This is a genomic window from Pseudomonas sp. P65(2024) (genome assembly GCF_057480955.1).
In genome coordinates this window covers 482364-506143 of sequence record NZ_JBLIYX010000001.1, presented here as the reverse complement: position 1 = coordinate 506143, position 23780 = coordinate 482364, and the positions used below count along the sequence as shown (strand labels likewise).

Annotated in this window: 8 protein-coding genes and 1 pseudogene; 5 read left to right on the top strand and 4 right to left on the bottom strand. The window is 66.2% G+C overall.

Translation table 11 applies throughout. From position 1 onward, the window contains the following. Positions 1-185: 185 nt before the first annotated feature. Positions 186-986, top strand: a complete 801-nt coding sequence (locus AC25MA_RS02355) for a substrate-binding periplasmic protein (RefSeq protein ID WP_028692885.1) — start codon at positions 186-188, stop codon at positions 984-986. A gap of 125 nt (positions 987-1111) precedes the next feature. On the opposite strand, the gene AC25MA_RS02350 is transcribed toward AC25MA_RS02355, so the two are convergent. Then, positions 1112-1639, bottom strand: coding sequence for an RNA polymerase factor sigma-70 (locus AC25MA_RS02350; protein WP_028692886.1), 528 nt, complete (start codon positions 1637-1639; stop codon positions 1112-1114). 318 nt (positions 1640-1957) lie between these two features. On the opposite strand from AC25MA_RS02350, the gene AC25MA_RS02345 reads away from it, so the two are divergent. The 4 genes and pseudogenes from AC25MA_RS02345 to AC25MA_RS02330 form a co-directional block, all read left to right on the top strand. Next, positions 1958-14905 (top strand): non-ribosomal peptide synthetase, encoded by a 12948-nt coding sequence (locus AC25MA_RS02345; RefSeq protein WP_486971761.1) that lies wholly within the window; start codon positions 1958-1960, stop codon positions 14903-14905. 150 nt (positions 14906-15055) lie between these two features. Beyond that, positions 15056-19615 (top strand): RHS repeat-associated core domain-containing protein, encoded by a 4560-nt coding sequence (locus tag AC25MA_RS02340; protein ID WP_486971760.1) that lies wholly within the window; start codon positions 15056-15058, stop codon positions 19613-19615. An 11-nt stretch (positions 19616-19626) separates the two neighbouring features. Next, entirely contained in the window at positions 19627-20046 is a 420-nt protein-coding gene (locus AC25MA_RS02335) for a hypothetical protein (RefSeq protein WP_028692888.1), read from the top strand. An 89-nt stretch (positions 20047-20135) separates the two neighbouring features. After that, positions 20136-20315, top strand: a pseudogene (locus AC25MA_RS02330) (hypothetical protein); the annotation flags it as partial. An 82-nt stretch (positions 20316-20397) separates the two neighbouring features. On the opposite strand, the gene dsbG reads toward AC25MA_RS02330, so the two are convergent. The 3 genes from dsbG to dsbD are packed head-to-tail and all read right to left on the bottom strand — an operon-like array spanning position 20398 to position 23706. Then, positions 20398-21156 carry a thiol:disulfide interchange protein DsbG gene (dsbG, locus tag AC25MA_RS02325; protein WP_028692889.1) on the bottom strand — a complete coding sequence of 253 codons (759 nt, stop codon included), beginning with the start codon at positions 21154-21156 and terminating at the stop codon, positions 20398-20400. A 1-nt stretch (position 21157) separates the two neighbouring features. Further along, positions 21158-21988 (bottom strand): TlpA family protein disulfide reductase, encoded by an 831-nt coding sequence (locus AC25MA_RS02320; RefSeq protein ID WP_062574680.1) that lies wholly within the window; start codon positions 21986-21988, stop codon positions 21158-21160. Then, entirely contained in the window at positions 21988-23706 is a 1719-nt protein-coding gene (gene dsbD, locus AC25MA_RS02315) for a protein-disulfide reductase DsbD (protein WP_197866388.1), read from the bottom strand. Before dsbD ends, AC25MA_RS02320 begins: the two co-directional genes overlap by 1 nt. Positions 23707-23780 lie beyond the last annotated feature (74 nt).

The following is a 23780-nucleotide window of genomic DNA, read 5'->3' as shown; positions in this document are numbered from 1 at the left end:
AGGCTCCCTATCAATGCAGAAAAACCTGCGCACTTGCCGGGGCGCGTGCGCGGGCCAGTAGAGCGTAGCCAAACTCGAGGTTCACGACATCCCCTGGCACTTTGGCATATTCGGCGGTTGTGCCCGTGCGGGAAAACGCCTAGCTTAGGCGCATTCAGGCCCTTACCCGTGATGAGTGTCCCGACTTGATTCCACTGCCCAGTGCCAAGCTGTCGTCCTTCCTGTTGCTGTTCGCGACGGTTTTGCTGAATGCCGCGGCACAGGCCGAGGTGGTGCGGGAAGTGAAGATCGGGGCCGCGCATTTCCCGCCCTACACCGTGCGTCCGGAGCAGGGCGCCGACACCGGTCTGCTGCCGCAGCTGGTGGAGTCGCTGAACCGCTTGCAGTCCTTGTACCGTTTCGTCCTGGTGCCCACCTCGATTCCCCGGCGCTTCGGCGATTTCCAGCAGGGCCGCACCGACATGGCGATCTTCGAGAATCCGCAGTGGGGCTGGCAGGAGATCGAGCACAAGGCGGTGGACATGGGGCTGGAGGATGCCGAGATCTTCGTCAGCCGCCAGCAGTCAGGGCGTGACCAGCATTACTTCGACGATCTTGAGGGCAAGCGCCTGGCGCTGTTCAATGGCTATCACTATGCCTTTGCCGATTTCAACGCGGACCCGGCCTGGTTGAAGAAGCGCTACCGTGCCACGCTGACTTACTCCCACGACAGCAACCTCAACATGGTCGAGCGTGGGCGTGCTGACATCGCCCTGGTCACCCGCTCGTACCTCAGTGACTTCCTCAAGCGCAACCCGGACAGCGCCGGGCAGTTGCTGGCGTCGCAACGGGTCGATCAGGTCTACCATCACTACGCCTTGCTGCGTCCAGGGGCTTCCATCAGCCCCGAAGCCTTTGCCGGCTTGTTGCGTCAGTTGCGGGAAAATGGCGAGCTGCTGCGCATCTTCCAGCCCTACAAGATCACCGTCGAAGCCCCGCACGACTAAATTTCGACGAAGCCGCCGCGTATTCAGTAATGAGTGTGCAGGATTGTGCAGGGTCCGAGGCAAACGTGCCTGTAGCGGCCCTTTCGCGACGCGAGGAACTGGAGATTTGCCCTGCGATGGCGGTTTCAGCCCAGGCGGCTGCTCTTGCGGCAATGGATCAGCGCATCGCGGATCATGAAGTTGACCAGCGTCGGCGACACGCCCAGCTCCTTGGCGATGTCCTTCTGCGGCACGCCATGCAGGCGGTACATCTCGAAGGCGTAGCGGGTGCGTTTGGGTAGCTCGTCGAGGGCGTCGGCGATGTGTTCCAGGGTGGCGAGATTGATGTGGGTGGCCTCGGGCGAGGCATTCTGGATGACCACATTCATCCCTTCCTCTTCGCTGCCGGTGTATTTCAGCTCCATGGCCTGCTTGCGGTAGTGATCGATGGCCAGGTTGCGCACGATCTGGAACAGGTAGCTGAGCTGGGCCTTGAAGGACGAGGTGATCTGCGGGGCGGCGCTGAGCCTGAAAAAGGCGTCCTGCACCACATCCTCGGCGCGGGAGCGGCAACCGGTGATGCGCGCGGCGATCTTCACCAGGATGCTGCGGTTGTCGACGAATGCCTGGAGTAATGGTGAATCGCACTTACTTGTGGATAGTTGTTCCGCCATGGAAATCACCTTGTCTCGAAGAGGAGTGGGAGCGCCCCCTGAAGGAGGCTTCCTACGACGTGCGACAAACTATTCGTAATGATAATGATTGTCAAATACGAAAGTTAATGAGTTTTGATCTATTTTGGTTCTAAGCTCCAGGCTGTGAACTGCTTCACTCCATCCCTTTGCGGCCGGCCTTCCCGGGCCGTCCGACAGGCCTAATTTCTTCCCCGGCCCATCCGTTCCCCTGTGTACATCTCGGCTGCCGAACACTGCCCGCCTGTCGTGCGCGGGTCAGTCAGGCGCGACTCACCCAGACACTGGCAGGAACATTCCATGACGGACGCCTTCGAACTCCCGCACTCGCTGGTCCAGGCCCTGGCGCAGCGCGCCGCCCAGACCCCAGAGCGCATCGCCTTGCGCTTCCTGGCCGACGCGCCCGGCGAGCAGGCAGTGCTCAGCTACCGGGACCTCGACCAACGCGCGCGGACCATCGCCGCGGCGTTGCAGGCCCGGGCCGGGTTCGGCGAGCGTGCCGTGCTGCTGTTTCCCAGCGGCCCGGACTATGTCGCGGCCTTTTTCGGCTGCCTGTATGCCGGGGTGATCGCCGTGCCGGCCTATCCGCCGGAGTCTTCGCGCCAGCATCACCAGGAGCGCCTGTTGTCGATCATCGACGACGCCGAGCCGCGCCTGCTGCTGACGGTAGAAGCGCTGAGTGACAGTTTGCAGGGCCTCGAAGCCCTGGCTGGCGCCAGCGCTCCGGGCCTGCTGGCCGTGGATCGTCTGGACCCGCAGTTGGCCGAGCAGTGGCGCGAGCCTGAGCTCACGGGCAATGACATCGCCTTCCTGCAGTACACTTCCGGCTCAACCGCGCTGCCCAAGGGCGTGCAGGTCAGCCACGGCAACCTGGTGGCCAATGAGCAACTGATCCGCCAGGGTTTCGGCATCGACCTGAACCCGGATGACGTGATCGTCAGCTGGCTGCCGCTGTACCACGACATGGGCCTGATCGGTGGCCTGCTGCAGCCGATCTTCAGCGGCGTGCCTTGCGTGCTGATGTCGCCGGGCTATTTCCTCGCCCGACCGCTGCGCTGGCTGCAGGCGATCAGCGAATACGGCGGCACCATCAGCGGCGGCCCGGACTTCGCCTACCGGCTGTGCAGCGAGCGGGTCAGCGAGGCCGCGCTCGCCGGCCTGGACCTGAGCCGCTGGCGCGTGGCCTATTCCGGTTCCGAGCCGATTCGCCAGGACAGCCTCGACACCTTCGCCGAAAAATTTGCCGCCTGTGGCTTCGACGCCAGCAGCTTCTTCGCCAGCTACGGCCTGGCCGAGGCCACCCTGTTCGTCAGCGGCAGCCGCCGCGGCCAGGGCATCGGTGCCCTGGAGCTGGATGCCGAGGCCTTCGCCGCCAACCGTGCCGAGCCGGGCAAGGGCAGCATACTGATGAGCTGCGGCTATCCGCAGCCGGGCCACGCGGTGCGCATCGTCGAGCCGCAACAGCTGCAGGTGCTGGCTGACAACCAGGTGGGCGAGATCTGGGCCGGCGGCCCGAGCATCGCCCTGGGCTACTGGCGCAACCCCGAGGCCAGCGCCCATACCTTCGTCGAGATGGACGGCCAGACCTGGCTGCGCACGGGCGATCTGGGCTTCATGCGCGACGGCGAGGTGTTCGTCACCGGGCGCCTGAAGGACATGCTCATCGTCCGTGGCCAGAACCTCTACCCGCAGGACCTGGAGAAGACCCTGGAGCGTGAGGTCGAGATGCTGCGCAAGGGCCGGGTGGCGGTGTTCGCCGTCGACGATCAGGGCGAGGAAGGCATCGGCGTGGCGGTGGAGATCAGCCGCAACGTGCAGAAAGCGCATACGCCCGAGGCGCTGATCAATACCCTGCGCCGGGTCATCGCCGACGCCTGCCGCCAGGCGCCGGCCGTGGTCCTGCTGCTCAATCCCGGCGCGCTGCCCAAGACCTCCAGCGGCAAGCTGCAGCGCTCGGCCTGCCGCCTGCGCATGAACGACGGCAGCCTGGATATCTATGCGCGGTTCCCGACGGCGCAAACGGCGCAGGGCCATGTCCTGGCCAGTGACGACCTGCAGGCACGGATCGCCGGTATCTGGCGTGAACTGCTCAAGGTCGAGGCGGTGGCGGCGGACGATCACTTCCTGCTGCTGGGCGGCAACTCCATCGCCGCCACCCAGGTGACCGCGCGCCTGGGCGACGAGCTGGGGCTGCAACTGAGTCTGCGCACCCTGTTCGAAGCACCGACCCTGGCCGAGTACAGCGCCGCCGTGGCGGCCATTGTCGCCGAAGGCGGTAGCACAGTTGGCGTGATCCGCAACCAGGACCGCGATCAGGCGTTACCGCAGTCACTGGCACAGAATCGCCTGTGGCTGTTGTGGCAACTGGAGCCGCAGTCCGCCGCCTACAACATCCCCGCCGGTCTGCACCTGCGCGGCGAGCTGGACGAGGCGGCGCTGCAGGCGAGCTTCCAGGCCCTGGTCGCCCGCCACGAGTCCTTGCGCACGCTGTTCGACGAAGTCGACGGCCAGGCCGTGCAGCGTATCCTGCCGAGCCAGTCGTTCAGCCTGCGTCATCTGGATCTCGATGGGCTGTCGCCCGCCGAGGTGGCCGCGCGCCGCGAGGACGAGGCGCAGCAGCCGTTCGACCTGCGCCAGGGTCCGCTGCTGCGGGTGACCCTGGCCCGCCTGGACGATGAAGAGCACCAGCTGTGGGTGACCCTGCACCACATCGTCGCCGACGGCTGGTCGCTGAACATCCTGCTGGATGAGTTCGCCCGCCTGTACGCCGCCCAAGGCCAGACCGTACAACTGCCCGAACTGACGCTGGGCTACGCCGACTACGGCCAATGGCAGCGCCAGTGGCTGGCCGACGGCGAGAGCGCCCGTCAGCTCGACTACTGGAAAAACAAGCTGGGTGATGAACTACCGGTGCTCGACCTGTGCACCGACCAGCCCCGCGCCAGCCAACAGCACACCCGCGCCGCGCGCCATAGCCTCAAGGTGCCGGCGGCGCTGACCAGTGCCCTCAAGGGACTGGCCCGCGACCAGCAGGCCAGCCTGTTCATGGTCCTGCTCGCCGGCTGGCAGGCCCTGCTGCACCGCTACAGCGGCCAGGGCGACATCCGCGTCGGCGTGCCCAACGCCAACCGTCCGCGCCTGGAAACCCAGGGCATGGTCGGCTTCTTCATCAACACCCAGGTGCTGCGCGCCGAACTCGATGGCCGCCTGCCGTTCGCCGGGCTGCTGGCCCAGGCGCGCCAGGCCACCCTGGAGGCCCAGGCCCATCAGGACCTGCCGTTCGAGCAGTTGCTCGAGGCGCTGCCGCAGGCCCGTGAACAGGGCCTGTTCCAGGTCATGTTCAACCACCAGCAGCGCGACCTGTCGGCCCTGCGCCGCCTGCCCGGGCTGCTGGCCGAAGAGCTGCCGTGGCACAGCCGCGAAGCCAAGTTCGACCTGCAACTGCACAGCGAGGAAGACCACCAGGGCCGTCTGACGCTGGCCTTCGACTACGCCGCCGGGTTGTTCGAGGCGGCCACCGTCAAGCGCCTGGCCAGCCATCTGCTGGCCTTGCTCGAGCAGGTCTGCGCCGAGCCGCAGCTGGCCCTTGGCGAAGTGCGCCTGCTCGACGAGCAAGGCCGCGCGCAACTGCTCGGCTGGGGGCAGGCGCCGATGGCGAGCGCGCCGCGCCTGCTGGTCGAGCAACTCAATGAACAGGCTCGCATGACCCCCGAACGCACCGCGCTGGTGTGGGAGGGCGGCCAGCTCAGCTATGCCGAGCTGCACCAGCAGGCCAACCGCCTGGCCCACTACCTGCGTGACAAGGGCGTCGGCCCGGATACCTGCGTGGCCATCGCCCTGGAGCGTTCGCCACAGCTGCTGGTCGGCCTGCTGGCCATCCTCAAGGCCGGCGGCGCCTATGTGCCGCTGGACACCGACTACCCGGCCGAGCGCCTGGCCTACATGCTGGCCGACTGCAAGGCCGGCCTGCTGCTCAGTCACGGCAGCCTGCTCGACAAGCTGCCGCAGGTGGACGGCGTCAGCGCCATCGCCCTCGACCAGTTGCACCTGGACAGCTGGCCGAGCCAGGCCCCCGGCCTGCACCTGCACGGTGACAACCTTGCCTATGTGATCTACACCTCCGGCTCCACCGGCCAGCCCAAGGGCGTGGGCAACACCCACGCGGCCCTGGCCGAACGCCTGCAGTGGATGCAGGCCACCTACGCGCTGGATGACAGCGATGTGCTGATGCAGAAAGCGCCGATCAGTTTCGACGTGTCGGTGTGGGAGTGCTTCTGGCCGTTGGTCAGCGGTTGCCGGCTGGTGCTGGCCGGCCCCGGCGAGCACCGTGACCCGCAGCGCATCGCCCAGCTGATCCAGCAACACGAGGTGACCACGCTGCACTTCGTGCCGCCGCTGCTGCAGGTGTTTGTCCAGGAGCCGCTGGCCGCCGGCTGCACCAGCCTGCGCCGGCTGTTCTCCGGGGGCGAGGCGCTGTCCGCGGCCCTGCGCGACCGCGTGCTGCAACTGCTGCCGCAAGTGCAATTGCACAACCGCTACGGCCCGACCGAAACCGCCATCAACGTCACCCATTGGCACTGCCAGGCGAGTGATGGCGCCCGCTCGCCCATTGGCCGCCCGCTGGGCAACGTGCTGTGCCGGGTGCTGGACGACGAATTCGAGCTGAGCGCGCCGGGCGTGCCCGGCGAGCTGTGCCTGGGGGGCGCGGGCCTGGCCCGTGGCTACCTCGGCCGCCCGGGGCTGACCGCCGAACGTTTCGTGCCCCAGCCCGATGGCGACGGCGCGCGCCTGTACCGCAGTGGCGACCGCGCCCGCTGGCATGTGCAGAGCCAGGCCCTGGAGTACCTGGGCCGCCTCGACCAGCAGGTGAAGGTGCGCGGTTTCCGCGTCGAACCCGAGGAAGTGCAGGCGGTGCTGCTGGCACAGCCGGGTGTCGCCCAGGCGCTGGTGCTGATCCACCAGGACGCCGTCGGCGCCCAACTGGTGGGCTACTACAGTGGCATTGAACAGAGCGACGCGCTGCTGGCCGCGCTGGCCGAGCGCCTGCCGGCCTACATGGTGCCGGCGCAGCTCATCCACCTGGCGCAGATGCCCCTGGGGCCGAGCGGTAAGGTCGACCGCAAGGCACTGCCGGCGCCGGTCTGGCAACAACGTGGACATGTCGAGCCGCAGAGCGGGCTGCAGCAGCAGGTCGCGGCGATCTGGCGCGAGGTGCTGAACCTGCCGCAAATCGGCCTGCAGGACGATTTCTTCGCCCTCGGCGGCCACTCGCTGCTGGCCACCCAGATCGTCTCGCGCACCCGCCAGGCGCTGGATGTCGAGCTGCCGCTCAAGGCCCTGTTCGACGCCAGCGAGCTGGGCGCGTTCTGCGCCGAGATCGCCCGCCTGCAGGGCAGCGGCGAGCGCAACCGCCAGGGCGCCATCGCCCGTGTCGACCGCCGCCAGGCCGTGCCGCTGTCGTACTCGCAGCAGCGCATGTGGTTCCTCTGGCAGATGGACCCGCACAGCCCCGCCTACAACGTCGGCGGCATGGCCCGCTTCCAGGGGCCGCTGCATGTGGACGCCTTCGAACGCGCCCTGCAGGCGCTGATCGTGCGCCATGAAACCCTGCGCACCACCTTCCCCAGCATCGACGGCAAGCCCTACCAGTGCGTGGCCGATGACAGCCACCTGCAACTGCACTGGCACGACTTCAGCGCCCTGGACGACGACGCCCGCCAGCAACGCCTGCAGCAACTGGCCGACGACCAGGCGCACCAGCCGTTCGACCTGGAGCGCGGCCCGCTGCTGCGCGCCTGCCTGGTCAAGGCCGGCGAGCGCGAGCATTACTTTGTCCTGACCCTGCACCACATCGTCACCGAAGGTTGGGCCATGGACATCTTCGCCCGTGAACTGGGCGAACTGTACGAGGCCTTCGTCGACGAGCGCGAGTCGCCGCTGGCGCCGCTGCCGGTGCAGTACCTCGACTACAGCGTGTGGCAGCGCCAGTGGCTGGAAGGCGGCGAGGGCGCCCGTCAGCTGGCCTACTGGAAAGACCGCCTGGGTGACGAGCACCCGGTGCTGGCGCTGCCGGCCGATCGTCCGCGCCCTGCGGTGCAGAGCCACCAGGGTGAACTCTACCGCTTCGACCTCGATCCGGCGCTGGTCAAGCGCGTGCATGCCTTCAACAGCCAGCGCGGCCTGACCCTGTTCATGACCATGACCGCCACCCTGGCCGCGCTGCTGCACCGCTACAGCGGCCAGCGCGACCTGCGCATCGGCGCGCCGGTGGCCAACCGCATCCGTCCGGAAAGCGAAGGACTGATCGGCGCCTTCCTCAACACCCAGGTGCTGCGCTGCGAGCTGGACGGGCAGATGAGCGCCGACGCGCTGCTCGACCAGGTGCGCCAGACCATCATCGACGGCCAGTCGCACCAGGACCTGCCGTTCGAGCAACTGGTCGAGGCCTTGCAGCCGCCGCGTTCGAGCGCCTACAACCCGCTGTTCCAGGTGATGTGCAACGTGCAGCGCTGGGCCTTCCAGCAGAGCCGCGAGCTGGTGGGCATGCAGGTGGACTACCTGGTCAACGACGCCAGTGCCACCAAGTTCGACCTGTACCTGGAGGTCACCGACCTCGACGGCTGCCTGGGCTGCTGCTTCACCTACAGCCGCGACCTGTTCGACGAGCCGCGCATCGCCCGTATGGCCGAGCACTGGCAGCAGTTGCTGGTGGCGTTGATCGATGACCCGCAGCAGCGCCTGTGCGAACTGCCGATGCTCGCCGAAGCCGAGCAGCAGGTGCTGATCGGCCAGCTCCAGGGCGAGCAGGACGTCGAGCTGAACCAGACGCTGCACGGCCTGTTCGCCGCCCAGGCCGAGCGCACCCCGCAGGCCCTGGCCCTGACCTTTGCCGGCAAGCACCTGAGCTATGCCGAGCTCGACCAGCAGGCCAACCGCCTGGCCCGCGCCCTGCGCGAGCGTGGCGTCGGCCCGCAGGTGAGGGTGGGCCTGGCGCTGGAGCGCTCGCTGGAGATGGTGGTGGGCCTGCTGGCCATTCTGAAGGCCGGTGGCGCCTACGTGCCGCTGGACCCGGAATACCCGCTCGACCGCCTGCGCTACATGATCGAGGATAGCCGCCTCGGCTTGCTGATCGGCCAGCGCGACCTGCTCGACACCCTTGGCGAACTGCCGCCGGGCGTCGCGCGCTGGAGCCTGGAGGACGATGCCGCGAGCCTGTCCGCCTACAGCGACGCTGCCCTGGACAACCTCAACCTGGCGCAGCACCAGGCCTACCTGATCTACACCTCCGGCTCCACTGGCAAGCCCAAGGGCGTGGTAGTCAGCCACGGTGAAATCGCCATGCACTGCAAGGCGGTGATCGCCGAGTTCGGCATGCGCAGCGACGACTGTGAGCTGCATTTCTATTCGATCAACTTCGACGCCGCCAGCGAGCGCCTGCTGGTGCCGCTGCTGTGCGGCGCCCGCGTGGTGCTGCGCGCCCAGGGCCAATGGGGCGCCGAGGAAATCTGCCAGCTGGTGCGCGAACAGCAGGTCAGCGTGCTCGGCTTCACCCCGAGCTACGGCAGCCAGCTGGCCCAGTACCTGGCCGGGCAGGGCGAGCAGTTGCCGGTGCGCCTGGTGATCACCGGCGGCGAGGCACTGACCGGCGAACACCTGCAGCGCATCCGCCAGGCCTTTGCCCCGCAACAGTTCTTCAACGCCTACGGCCCGACCGAAACCGTGGTCATGCCGCTGGCGTGCCTGGCACCGGACACGCTGCCCGTCGATGCCGGCAGCGTGCCGATCGGCCGGGTGATCGGCGCCCGCACGGCCTACATCCTTGACGACGACCTGGCCCTGCTGCCACAGGGCGGCATCGGTGAGCTGTACGTGGGCGGCGCGGGCCTGGCCCAGGCTTATCACGACCGTCCAGGCCTGAGTGCCGAGCGCTTCGTCGCCGACCCGTTCAGCCATGACGGTGGCCGCCTGTACCGCACCGGCGACCTGGTACGCCTGCGCGCCGATGGCCTGGTGGAATATGTCGGGCGTGCCGACCAGCAGGTGAAGATCCGTGGCTTCCGTATCGAGCTGGGCGAGATCGAAAGCCGCCTGCAGGAGCACGCCGACGTCGAGGAGGCGGTGGTCCTGGCCCTCGACCTGCCGGGGGGCAAGCAACTGGTGGGCTACCTGGTGTGCCCGCAGGCCAGCGCCGAAGGCGAGGCCCAGGCCCAGCTGCGCGAGGCGGTCAAGGCCGACGCCCGCCTGCACCTGCCGGACTACATGGTACCGGCGCACCTGGTGCTGCTCGACAGCCTGCCGCTGATGGGCAACGGCAAGCTCGACCGCCGCGCGCTGCCGGCGCCGGACCTGCAGCAGGCGCGCCAGCACTACCAGGCACCGGCCAATGAGCTGGAAAGCCAATTGGCGCAGGTCTGGCGCGAAGTGCTCAACCTGCCGCGCATCGGCGTGCAGGACAACTTCTTCGAACTGGGCGGCGACTCGATCCTGTCGATCCAGGTGGTCAGCCGGGCCCGTCAGCTGGGGCTGCAGTTCACCCCGCGCGACCTGTTCCAGCACCAGACCATCCAGACCCTGGCGGCGGTGGTGACCCGCAGCGAGGCGCCGGGCAGCATCGAGCAGGGCCCGCGTGAGGGCAGAGCCGGCCTGACGCCAATCCAACACTGGTTCTTCGACAGCGAAGTGCCGCAACCACAGCACTGGAACCAGGCCGTGCTGCTGCAGGTACGCCAGCCGCTGCAGGCCGAGGCGCTGGAGCAGGCCCTGGCCGCGCTGGTCGAACACCACGACAGCCTGCGCCTGCGCTTCGGCCGGGCCAACGGCCGCTGGCAGGCCGAGTACGCCCAGCCGAGCACCCAGCCGTTGCTGTGGACCGCGACCGTGAGCGATTTCGAGAACTGCCAGGCCCTCTATACCGATGCGCAGCGCAGCCTCGACCTTGCCGAGGGGCCGCTGCTGCGCGCCTTGCTGGTCAGCGACGAGCAGGGCGCCCAGCGCCTGCTGCTGACGATCCATCACCTGGTGGTCGATGGCGTGTCCTGGCGTGTCCTGCTGGAAGACTTGCAGGCGCTTTATCGGGGTGAAACGCTGGCCGCCAAGACCCATGCCATGGGCGACTGGGCGGCGCGCCTGGCCAGCTATGCCGGCAGCGATTCGCTGCGTGACGAGCTGGACTGGTGGGAGGCGCAACTGGGCAGCGCCCGTCGCGAACTGCCCTGCGACCATCCCCAGGGCGGCAACCTGCACAGGCATGCCCGCAGCATCGCCATCGAGCTGGACGTCGAACAGACCCGCCAGCTGCTGCAACAGGCGCCGGCGGCCTACCACACCCAGGTCAACGATCTGTTGCTGACCGCCCTGGCGCGCACCCTGTGCCAGTGGAGCGGCGATCAACAGGTGCTGGTGCAGCTGGAAGGCCATGGCCGTGACGGCTTGTTCGAGGACATGGACCTGACCCGCAGCGTCGGCTGGTTCACCAATGCCTACCCGCTGAGCCTGAGCCCGCAGATGGGCGAGGACGAGTCGGCCCGTGCCGGGTCGATCAAGCGCATCAAGGAGCAACTGCGCCAGGTGCCGCACAAGGGGCTGGGCCATGGCGTGCTGCGCTACCTGGCCGACGAGGCCGGGCGCGAACGCATGGCCGCGCTGCCCCAGGCGCGCATCACCTTCAACTACCTGGGCCAGTTCGACCAGCAGTTCGACCAGGCGGCGCTGTTCCAGCCGCTGGACGCCCCCGCGGGCCTGGCCCATGACCTCGATGCGCCGCTGCCGAACTGGCTGAGTGTAGATGGCCAGGTGTACGGCGGCGCGCTGCAACTGCGCTGGAGCTTCAGCGCCGAGCGCTACGACGAAGCGACCATTGCCCGTCTGGCCGACGCCTACCGCCACGAGCTGCTGGCCCTGGTCGACCACTGCCTGGCGGACGGCAACGGCAGCTTCACGCCGTCGGACTTCCCGCTGGCGCAACTGACCCAGGAGCAGATCGACGCGCTGCCGATCCCGACCGCCGAGATCGAGGACGTCTACCCGCTGACGCCGATGCAGGAAGGCCTGCTGTTGCACACCCTGCTCGAGCCGGGCACCGGCATCTACTACATGCAGGACCGCTACCGCATCAACAGCGCCCTCGACCCCGAGCGCTTCGCCCAGGCCTGGCAGGCCGTGGTGGCGCGCCACGAAGCGTTACGCGCATCGTTCAGCTGGAACGCCGGCGAAGCGATGCTGCAGATCATCCACAAGCCCGGCAAGACCCCGGTGGACTACCAGGACTGGCGCGGCCTCGACGAGATCGCCCAGGAGGCGCGTCTGCAGGCTTTGCACAAGCAGGAGCGCGAGGCCGGATTCGAACTGCTGCGCGAAGCGCCGTTCCACCTGCGCCTGGTGCGCGTCGACGAGGCACGCTACTGGTTCATGATGAGCAACCACCACATCCTCATCGATGCCTGGTGCCGCTCGCTGCTGATGAACGACTTCTTCGAGATCTACCAGGCCCTGGGCGAGGGACGCCAAGCCCAGCTGCCGGTGCCGCCGCGCTACCGCGACTACATCGGCTGGCTGCAGCGCCAGGACCTCGACGAGGCGCGCCAGTGGTGGCAGGCCAACCTGGCCGGCTTCGAACGGGCCACGGCGATCCCCAGCGATCGACCGCTGCGCCACGATCACGCCGGTGACGGCATGGTAGTGGGCGATTGCTACACCCGCCTCGAGGTGAGCGAGGGCGCGCGCCTGCGCGAACTGGCCCAGGCCCACCAGCTGACGGTCAACACCTTCGCCCAGGCGGCCTGGGCCCTGACCCTGGCCCGATACAGCGGCGACCGCGACGTGGTGTTCGGCGTTACCGTGGCCGGGCGTCCGGTGAGCCTGCCGCAGATGCAGCGCACGGTCGGCCTGTTCATCAACAGCATCGCCCTGCGCGTGCAGATGCCGCAGCCCGGCGAACGGCGCAGCGTGCGTGACTGGCTGCAAGGCCTGCTCGAGCACAACATGCAGCTGCGCGAGTACGAGTACCTGCCGCTGGTGGCGATCCAGGAGTGCAGCGAACTGCCCAAGGGCCAGCCGCTGTTCGACAGCCTGTTCGTGTTCGAGAACGCCCCGGTGGAAACCGCCGTGCTCGACCACGCCCAGCACCTGGACGCCAGCTCCGACTCGGGCCGCACCCACACCAACTTCCCGCTGACCGCGGTGTGCTACCCGGGCGATGACCTGGGCCTGCACCTGTCATTCGACCAGCGTTACTTCGACTATCCGACCGTCGAGCGCCTGCTCGCCGAGTTCAAGCGCCTGCTGCTGGCGCTGGTCGAGGGCTTCAATGGCGAGGTGGATGAGCTGGCACTGCTGGGCGCCGAGGAGCAGCGCTTCCTGCTCGACGACTGCAATCGCACCGAGCACAGCTACGCCCTGGAGCAGAGCTACGTCGAGCTGTTCGAGGCGCGGGTCGCCGCGCACCCGCAGCGCACCGTCGCCCGCTGCCTGGAGGCGTCCTACGACTATGCCGGGTTGAACGTGGCGGCCAACCGCCTCGGCCATGCCCTGGTCGCGGCCGGCGTGGCCATCGACCAACCGGTGGCGCTGCTGGCCGAGCGCGGCCTGGCGCTGCTGGGCATGATCGTCGGCAGCTTCAAGGCCGGCGCCGGCTACCTGCCGCTGGATCCGGGCCTGCCGTCGGCGCGCCTGCAACGCATCGTCGAGCTCAGCCGCACGCCGGTGCTGGTGTGCAGCGCGGCCTGCGCCGAGCAGGCGCGCCAGTTGCTCGACGAAGTGGCGGGTGCGGCACGGCCGAAGCTGCTGGTCTGGGAAGAGGTGCAGGCGAGCACCGTGGCCAGCCACAACCCCGGCATCCACAGCGCGCCGGACAACCTCGCCTACGTAATCTACACCTCCGGCTCCACCGGGCTGCCGAAGGGCGTGATGGTCGAGCAGCGCGGCATGCTCAACAACCAGCTGAGCAAGGTGCCGTACCTGGCCCTGGACGAGCAGGACGTGATCGCCCAGACCGCCTCGCAGAGCTTCGACATCTCGGTGTGGCAGTTCCTCGCCGCGCCGCTGTTCGGGGCCAAGGTGCAGATCGTGCCGAACGCCATCGCCCACGACCCGCAGGGCCTGCTGAGCCATGTGCAGGCCACCGGCATCACCGTGCTGGAGAGCGTGCCGTCGCTGATCCAGGGCATGCTGGCCAACGACCACCAGGCCCTCGACGGCCTGCGCTGGATGCTGCCGACCGGCGAGGCCATGCCGCCCGAGCTGGCCGCCCAGTGGCTGCAGCGTTACCCGACCATCGGCCTGGTCAACGCCTATGGCCCGGCGGAGTGTTCGGATGACGTGGCGTTCTTCCGCGTCGACGCCGCCTCGACCCAGGGCAGCTACCTGCCGATCGGCACGCCGACTGACAACAACCGCCTGTATCTGCTCGGCGAGGACCAGACCCTGGTGCCGCTGGGCGCGGTGGGCGAGCTGTGCGTCGCCGGCACCGGTGTTGGCCGTGGCTATGTCGGCGATCCGCTGCGCACCGCCCAGGCCTTCATCCCACACCCGTACGGTGCGCCGGGCGAGCGCCTGTACCGCACCGGCGACCTGGCCCGGCGCCGTCCCGATGGCGTGCTGGAGTACGTCGGGCGTATCGACCACCAGGTGAAGATCCGCGGCTACCGCATCGAGCTGGGCGAGATCGAGGCACGCCTGCACGAGCAAGCCGAGCTGCGCGATGCCGCGGTGGGCGTGCAGGAAGGAATCAACGGCAAGCACTTGGTCGGCTACCTGGTGGCGCACCAGGGCGTCGCCGCCGACGCCGCGCTGCTCGACCAGCTCAAGCAGCGCCTGCGCGCCGAGCTACCGGAGTACATGGTGCCGCTGCACTGGGGCTGGTTCGACAACCTGCCGCACAACGCCAACGGCAAGCTCGACCGCAAGGCGCTGCCGGCCATCGAGATCGGCGGCCAGCACAGCCAGGCCTACCTGGCGCCGCGCGACGATCTGGAGCAGACCCTCGCCGGCATCTGGGCCGATGTGCTCAAGGCCGAGCGGGTGGGCGTGCGCGACAACTTCTTCGAGCTGGGCGGGCATTCGCTGCTGGCGACGCAGATCGCCTCGCGGGTGCAGAAGGCCCTGCAGTTGAATGTGCCGTTGCGGGCGATGTTCGAGTGCAGCACGGTCGAAGAGCTGGCGGACTATGTGCGCGGGCTGCAGGACAGCGCGCTGGATGACGCCAAGGTCGATCGGTTGAGCGACCTGATGGCGGAGCTGGAGGCGTTGTAGCCACTTCGGCACGTCAGCGCAGGGCCTGCCTGTTCCCACAGGATCAGGCAAGCCCTGCGCTGATGCGCCGAAGTGGCGCATGGCCACCCTGTAATCCTCACCCTTGCCGGTGCTACGCTGCACACACTGCGCAAGGATTTCACTGGTTTCATGGACGATAGCCTGCATGCCGCCCGCATGGGCGATCTCATTCTTCATCCCCCGCTGATGGCCGAGCTGGTCAGTGGCTTGGTCGAGGCCGCCGTCTATGCGGCGGCGGTCGCCGCGGTCGGCGCCGCCATCGGTGGCGCGGTGATCGCTGTGGTCGGTACCGGCGGCGCCGCCGCCGTGCTCACACCGCTGATTGCCGGGGTCATGGTCAGTGCCGCCGCCATGCTGCCGGCCGGTGAAGACAAGAGCATTGGCGACCATATCAGCGACTTCAGCAACTGGGTCGGCAATTCGCTGTTTCCGCCCGAGCCGTACGGCTCGATCAGCAGTGGTTCGCACAACACCCGCATCAACGGTATCTTCGCGGCGCGCGCCGCCGGAGTGAGTGGTGGCCCGGTCGAGGCGCCGGGCCCAGCCGATGAACCGTCGATCCTCGAAAACATCGGTGCCTACGCCATGGTCGGCGCCTCGATGGTGTTGCCGGTGATCGGCCTGGCGCAGGAGATCAACAGCATCTTCAACCCGCCGGTGACCACGCCGGCCGCGCCCGGATCGATTCCCAAGCCCGAGGACAAGGCGGTCTGCAGCAAGCACCCACCGATGCCCGAACAGTTCGTTGCCCAGGGCTCGGACAAGGTGTTCATCAATGGTCAGCCGGCAGCGCGGGTTGGAGACAAGACCACCTGCGACGGGCCGATCGGCATGACCTACTCGCCCAATGTGCGCATCGGTGGCGGCACCACCACCGTGCGCGACATCCACGACGGCAAGAGCGCCGCGGCGAAGATCATTGGCCTGATTGCCGGGATGCTCATCAGTCGCCGGGGCATGCTCAAGGGGCGCCGCTGCGGGGTGGGCAACCCGGTGGCTCCCGCGATGGGCAGCAAATTCCAGGACGGCCCCGAGGATGTGGATTTCACACTCGCGGCGATGGTCCCGATCACTTGGGCGCGGCGCTATGACAGTAACGACCGGCGTAGCGATGGCCTGTTCGGCATGGGTTGGAGTGTGCCCTACGAAGTGCGCCTGGAGCGTGTCGCGCACCCTGAGGGGGGCGAGTTGTGGATCTACGTCGATGATGAGGGCGCCAGGCTGGAGCTCGGGCGTCTGCAGGTCGGCAGTGCCTTTGTCAGCATTCTCGATGGCCTGGCGTTTTTTCATCAGGACAACGGCTTCACCATCGTCGAGGACATCAACAGCGGCTTGTACCGGGTGTTTCATACCGATCCACTGGACAGTCGGCGGTCGCGCCTGGTCAAGGTCGGTGATCGCAACCTCAATTGCCTGGAGCTGTTCTACGATGAACACGGCCGATTGCAGTTCCTCGGCGACAGCTCGGCCCGGATCTTCATCGAACTGTGCTATGCCGACGGGCAACCGCGCCGGGTAGCCGAGATCCACAGACTGTCCTTGCGGCCCGGCCAGGCCTTTGCCGTCGAGCAGCGCGAATGCCTGGTGCAGTATCGCTACACCTCGGCAGGGCAATTGGAGGCTGTCGCCGATGCCGAAGGGCAATTGCTGAGGCAGTTTACCTACACCGACCAAGGGTTGCTGGCCAGCCATACGCTGCCCATGGGGGCTACCCGGTACTACGAGTGGGCCTGCTTCACGCCACCGCCGGCGCGCCAACCGTGCAGTCTGGATGGCACGCCTTACGCCATGCCTGCGCTGTTGGAGCCACAGCCTGAGCATGAATGGCGCGTGGTTCGGCACTGGGGCAGCGACGGCGAGGACTATCGCTTCATCTATGACCTGGAGCAGGGCCATACCCAGGTCATCGATGGCCTGGGGCGTGAGGAACACTATCACTGGGGCGCGCTGAACGAGGTACACACCTACATCGATGCGCTGGGATATCGCTGGCGGCACGACTATGTCGATGGCCTGTTGCGACGCACCCTCGATCCACAAGGTGGCGAGTGGTCCTATAGCTACGATGCGCTCGGGCGCGTGGTTGCCACTGCCGACCCGTTGGGGCGTCGTGAAAGCATCGGCTACACCGAACATTGGGCTTTGCCCACCCGCATCGTCGATGGAGCAGGGCATGAGCGTCGTTATACCTATGATGCTCGGGGCAACCTGTTGTCCGAAGTCGATCCACTCGGGCAACTGACACGTTACGACCACGATCGTCAGGGGCGTATGGTGCGTAGTGTCGACGCCATAGGCAAGGAGCGTTCGTTCAATTGGAATGATCGCGGCCAACTGATCTGTGCGCGTGACTGCTCTGCTCAACAGACCCACTATCGCTACGATTGGCGCGGGCACCTGAGTGAGGTGCGCAACGCCGAGGGTGGCACCACGCGCTATCGCTTCGACAGCCGTGGTCGCCTGTTGCAGCGCGAGTTGGCTGACGGCAGGGTCGAGCACTACCAGATCGATGCGGCGGGGCAGTTGGCCCGCCATGTCGACCCAGCACAGCGCGTCACGCAATGGCAGTACGACGGTAGCGGTCGATTGCTGCAGCGTACTGATGCGCTGGGGCACACCGTGCGGTTGCACTGGGATGCCTATGGCCGCTTGCAGCAGTTGGAAAACGAGAATGGCGAGCACTATCGCTTCCAGTGGGATGCACTAGATCGGTTGGTTGGTCAGCGTAACCTCGATGGTGGCGGTTTCAGTCTGCTTTATGATGCCCTGGATGCGATCACCCAACGCACCGTGCACCCATGCCGCGAAGCGGAGCCCGTGTTGCCGGGCAGCCCGGATGAGCCCGAAGTGTTTGCACAGGTTCACTACCATGAACACGATGCGGTCGGTCGTCTGTTGTGCAGGCGGACCGACGATGGCGAGACGACCTACCGCTACGATGCTGCTGACAATCTGCTGGCGATCCGTTTCACTCACCGTAATGGTCAGGTCCAGCAGTTGGACTTCACCTACGACGCCATGGGGCGATTGCTGAGCGAAAGTCAGGGTCCAGGGCAACTCGGTTACACCTATGATCCCCTCGGTAACCTGCAGACCTTGACGCTGCCTGACTCTCGCCGGATCAACTACCTGTGTTACGGCAGCGGACATCTGCACCAGATCAACCTCGATGGGCGGGTGATCAGCGATTTCGAGCGCGATGCGCTACACGGCGAGGTCTTGCGCAGCCAGGGCGCATTGCTTACCAGAACCCGTTATGACAGCACGCGGCGCCTGCTGCGCAAGGCTGTGGAATATCAGGATGGCGAGCCCACCCGCTTGCCATTGCTGCAGAAGGACTATGAGTACGATGCGACAGACAACCTTGTCGGCGAGGTACTGACCCAGACGCAGCGCGCTGGTAGCGGGCTGGGGGTCGAGCTTGAGCATCTGGTCGGTCGTTTCCAGGCCGGTGCCGGTGGGCGTGGCAGCTACCAGGGGCGCATTGGTTATGACTATGGGCCCACCGAACGAATCCATGGCGCGTCACGCCAGTTGCCTCAGCAACAGCCGATGGTCGAGCACTTTGGCTACGACCTTGCCGGCAACCTGCTAGAGGGATATCAGGTCAACGGTCGGGTACGGCATAACCGGGTCAAGGTGTTCCAAGACAGACGCTATCGCTACGACCGCTTTGGTCGGCTCGAGGAGAAACGCTCCGGCAATCGTCTGCTCCAGCGTTTTGAGTACGATGCAGAGCACCGGCTGGTCTGTATCCGTCAGCGGCGTGGGCCGCTTCGCGAACGGATCGAGTTTGCTTACGACCCCTTGGGCAGGCGCATCGACAAAAGGGTCTACCGTGACGAGCTGGACGTGCCGGTCAGCCGAACCGAGTTTCAGTGGCAAGGCCTGCGTCTGTTGCGAGAAGTTCAGGACGGCAAACCGAGTCTCTATCTGTACGCAGACGCGGCGGGCCATGAGCCACTGGCCAGGGTAGATGGGCTGCCTGGACATGAGCAGGTTTTCCACTTTCATACGAATCTGGTCGGCCTGGTAGAGCAACTGACCGACGAACACGGGATAACTGCCTGGCAGGGGCAGTACCAGGTATGGGGCAACAACTGCGAGGAATGGCATGCGCCGGAGCAGGTCAGCCGGCAGAATGTGCGTTTTCAGGGGCAGTACCTGGATCGGGAAACTGGGCTGCACTACAACACATTCAGATTCTATGACCCGGATATCGGGCGGTTTACCCAACAAGACCCGCTAGGTTTGAGGGGCGGGATCAACCTCTATCAATATGCGCCTAATCCTCTGTCATGGATCGATCCGTTAGGCTTGGAGGTGGTGCGTGTTTATCATTACACGAGCAAGGAAGGTTATAAGGGAATCATGGGGACAGGCGTGATTAATCAAAGTGACCCCGGCGCCAGGGGGCGAGGCGCTATTCAAGGCAAGCCCAAAGGTGTCTACGTGACGACACTAACGCCTGAGGAAATGGAGAGCACCAATGTAAGAGGTAAAATGGGGCTGACCAAAGAGAAAAGTACCCATTTTGTTTCATTTGAGGTTGATAGCGGGAAAGTTAAAAAAGTGGATCGGCAGAATGCTTATCTAAGGCTCTATATACAAGAAGATATTCAGCTCCGGGACGCTAATAGAAGACTTCGCGCTGATGTCAGTCACGGTGCTTCCGGATGCAAGCTATAGGAGACAGTGAAATGGCTGATTGGTCGGGTGTCATGTATGGCTTTTATACCGATACGTCGCTGGAGGCAGGGCTCGCGGCATTGACGGAAAAAGCAGCACGTCTGGGGTTTCAGTCACAGCAGGAGTGCATTCGGGGAGAGGAGTTTATTCTTTTCTATAAAGATGAGGGGATGCTGAAGGCCCACCTTGAGCAAGGTTACAATCTGGGGGCGACGGGCGAGGGGTGCTTCGGCGTTGAGGCAAAGCCAGCAGCGTTGAACGGGATCGCTACGCTATTCGAGTTTGAAGGTGATTCGGATTTCGAACCGTACGATATCAATTTGCGCTTCAATCGAATTTTTTACTATGTATTGGTGTTGCCGGACAGTGTCGAAAAATCAGATTTCTGTCAGCGTATACACACTCTATTTTCCGAGACCTTGATGGCTTGAGCCATGGTCAAGGTCGAGGGTGAAGCGGGCGTATCAATGAGCGTGTAAAGGACGGCTCCGGCCGTGTGCCGACCGTATCTCCTTGTCCACGACTATTTGGTTGGCTGAAGGAGAACCGCCGCCTGGGTACACGCCGCTGCAAGCTGGCGGAAAGCTTTGCTGCAATGATCAGGATGGCTTGCTGGCGGCGGTGTTTATGGCATTACTTTTCGTACAGTGCCCAGGCGAACGCAAAGCGCTTTGCGACCCGTCAGGGTCGCTGGGCTTGAAGCGCTGTCTGCTGGTGGGTTACGACAGCCCTGTCGAGGTATTCGCCAAAGGCTATCGTTGCACCTTCAGATAGATTGCCGTTTAACGCTTGCCGAGTATCTTCCCCAGCATCTCCGGCCGCGGCGCCCCTTGCTGGCTCTGCAACTGCCCTTGCTCATCCTGGTAGAAGATCGCCGGTGTCGCGGCCAGGCCCAGTTCTTCCATCAGCGCCAGATTCGCCTCGAGCCTCTTCTGAACCGTCTCCGGCACCTTGTCCAGCGCCTTGAGCGTGCTGGCCTTGCCGGCCTTCTCGTGTTCCTGCAAGGCCTTGGCCGGGTCCTTGGCGGCGAGCAGCGCGGCGGACTTGCCCGGGCTGTCCTCGCGGATGATGCCGACCATGATGTGGCGCAGCTGCACCTTGCCCGACTCGACCCAGGGCCGGGCCTGCTGCCAGAACATGTTGCAATAGGGGCAGTTGGGGTCGCTGAACAGGTAGACGGTACGGGGTGCGTCCACCTTGCCGTCCTGGATCCAGGCGGTCTTTTCCATCTTCGCCCAGACCGCCTTGCTCATCGGTGCGTACACCAGCTTTTCCAGTGGCTCGGCACTGAGGTCCTTGCCCTGCTCGTCGAACAGGCTGCCCACCAGCACGTGCTTGCCGTCGGGCGTCAGGTACAGGGCGATGCCGTTGTTGTGGTACTCGGCGGCATAGCCGCGCAGGCCATTGGGGGCGTCGAAGCTGCCCTTGATCACGGCGCCCTTGGCCTGCAGTTGCTGGATCGGCTTGGGTAGCTCTTCGGCGTGCAGCAGGGGCGCGGCGAGCAGGGTGAAGGTCAGGGGCAGCAGCGCATTCAATCGCATGTCAGTTTCCTTGTGGGGCGGGCGCATCGGCGCGTTCGAAGGGTTCCAGGGCGTGGCGCAGGCTGGCGCGCGACAGCTCGCCCAGGTGGCTGCCGACCAGCCGCCCTTCGGCGTTGTAGAACAGGGTGGTGGGCAGGGCCATGGAGCCGACCTTGCGGGCCAGTTCGCCAGTGCCGTCAAACAGTACGTGGGACAGGGTCAGGCCGGTTGTGGCCATGAAGGTGCTGACGTTTTCCGGGGTTTCTCCCTGGTTGACGAACAGGAAGGTCACGTGGGGGTAGTCGTCCTCGGCCTGTTGCAATACCGGCATTTCGCGCCGGCAGGGCGGGCACCAGGTGGCCCAGATGTTGATCACCAGCGGTCGCCCGCGGTAGCTGTGCAGGGCCACCACCTGCCCGCGGCTGTCGCGCAGGCTCAGGTCCGGCAGCTCGGTGCCCTTGCTGTACAGGTGGCTGGCCAGGCTGGACAGCCCCCAGAACAGCGCGCCGCTGAACAACGCCCAGCCCAGTGGCCGGCGCAGGCCGGGGCGCCGCCAGCCCTGCCACAGGGTGCCGAGGACGATGCCCAGCAGGCCGCCCCAGAGCAGGAAGCCGCCGTCGCGGATGTCGATGACCTGCAGCGGGTCGTCGCGGTACATCGGCCAGTAGGCCAGGACGAAGCCCAGGCGGGCGAACAGCAATCCCAGCAGGAACAGGTTGAACAGCGCCGACTCCGGATTCTCGCCGCCGCGCCTGGCCACCCGCCAGCCGACCAGGCTGGCGATGCCCAGCGCCGCGAGCAGCAGCAGGTGGTTCAGGGCCATGGTCAGTGGCCCGAGGGTGACGGTCAGCATCAGCCTTGGCTCCTGGTCTGGGCCCAGTGTTGCAGGAAGCCGGTGGCGTCGATCTCGCCGGTGATGCGGCGGGCGCGGCGCTCGTCGCCTTCCGGGCCAATCCAGATCAGGCTGGGCGGGCCTGGTACCTGGTAGCGCTGCAGCAGTTCGCGACTGGCCGGGGAGTCGGCGGTCACATCCAGGCGCAGCAGGTGCACGCCGGCCAGACTGGCCTGGACATCGCCACGGCCGAACACCTGCTTTTCCATGACCTTGCACGACACGCACCAGTCGGCATAGTAGTCCACCAGCACCCATTGGCCGCGGGCCTTGGCGGCATCGAGCTCACGTTGCAGGTCGGCCGGCGCGCTCACGGTGACGAAGGCGTCGTGGGCGTTGGCCGGGGCTGCTGCCGTGCCCTTGCCGGCGAAGGGCTGTAGAGGTTGCCACAGGTCGTTGCCCCCGGCAGCGGCCCCCACCAGCAGCAGGCCACCCCACAGGGCGCCGAGCAGAGGAATGGCGCGCAAGGCGGGCAGGCGTTGCAGGGCCGGCCAGGCGGCCCAGCCCAGGGCGATCAGCCAGGCGCCGGCCAGGGCCAGCACCAGCGTTTCCGCCAGCAGGCCACGCACGGTGTACAGAGCCATGGCCAGGAACACGAAGCCGAACAAGCCCTTGACCAGGTTCATCCAGGCACCCGGGCGTGGCAGGTAGCGGTTGCCCAGGGTGACCAGCAACAGCAATGGCACGCCCATGCCCAGCCCGAGGCTGAACAGCACCAGCGCGCCTTGCAGCACATCGCCGCTCTGGGCGATGAACAACAACGCGCCGGCCAGTGGCGCGGTCATGCAAGGTCCCAGCAGCAGGCCCGACAACGCGCCCAGCAATGCCGCACCGTAGAGGTTGCCGCCACGGGTGCCTTGTCCGGCTCGGTCCAGGCGGTCACGCAGGGCGGCCGGCAACTGCAGTTCGAAGGCGCCGAACATCGGCAGGGCCAGGAGCACGAACAGGCCGGCCAGGCTGCCCAGCAGCCAGGGCTGTTGCAACCAGGCCTGCAGGCTTGCGCCCAGCAGCGCGGCGATCACGCCCAGGGCGGCGTAGACCAGCGCCATGCTCAGCACATAGACACCGGCCAGCCACCAGCCGCGCCGGGCGCTGGCGCCGTTGCCCAGGACCAGTCCGGCGAGGATCGGCAGCATCGGCAGCGAGCAGGGGGTGAAGGCCAGCAGCAGGCCCAGGCCGAAGAATGCCAGCAGGCTCCAGGCCAGGCTGTCCCGTTGCAGGGTGCCGGCCAGCGCCTGGTCGCTGGCCTGTTCGGCAGCGGCGACTGGCGTGGCGCTACCGCCGAGAGCGATCGGCGTGGTCTGCGGCGGGTAGCACAGGCCAGCGTCGGCGCAGCCTTGCCAGCCCAGGCGCAGTTCACCGCCGGCGCCGGCCGGCAGCAGCAGTTCCAGCTCGGAGCGATAGACTGCGCTGTCGCCGAAGAACTCGTCGTGGTGGTTCTCGGCCTGGGGCAGTACGGGGTGCTGCTCAGGGGGCAGGCCGTCGAACTTCAGGCGTTTCTGGTAAAGGTAGTAACCGTCCTTGATCTGGAAATGCAGGCGCATCTGGCCGTTTTCCAGGCGATCGTGGGTCAGGACGAAGGCTTCGTTGACCGGCAGGAAGTCCGGCTTGACCGCAAACGGGTTGGCCTGGAGGGGGCCGGCGAGCAGGAATGTCAGGAAGAGCAGGAGAACACGCATGTCGACGCCTTGGCAGAGCTTTGAAGAGGGCCATGCTGGCCTTGGGTTATTAACTGAAGGTTAAGTTGGTCTTA

Excerpts from the sequence above, each read along its gene's own strand:
- AC25MA_RS02350 (WP_028692886.1), bottom strand. The coding sequence starts at position 1,639 with ATGGCGGAACAACTATCCACAAGTAAGTGCGATTCACCATTACTCCAG.
- AC25MA_RS02345 (WP_486971761.1), top strand. The coding sequence starts at position 1,958 with ATGACGGACGCCTTCGAACTCCCGCACTCGCTGGTCCAGGCCCTGGCG.
- AC25MA_RS02340 (WP_486971760.1), top strand. The coding sequence starts at position 15,056 with ATGGACGATAGCCTGCATGCCGCCCGCATGGGCGATCTCATTCTTCAT.
- AC25MA_RS02335 (WP_028692888.1), top strand. The coding sequence starts at position 19,627 with ATGGCTGATTGGTCGGGTGTCATGTATGGCTTTTATACCGATACGTCG.
- dsbG (WP_028692889.1), bottom strand. The coding sequence starts at position 21,156 with ATGCGATTGAATGCGCTGCTGCCCCTGACCTTCACCCTGCTCGCCGCG.
- AC25MA_RS02320 (WP_062574680.1), bottom strand. The coding sequence starts at position 21,988 with ATGCTGACCGTCACCCTCGGGCCACTGACCATGGCCCTGAACCACCTG.
- dsbD (WP_197866388.1), bottom strand. The coding sequence starts at position 23,706 with ATGCGTGTTCTCCTGCTCTTCCTGACATTCCTGCTCGCCGGCCCCCTC.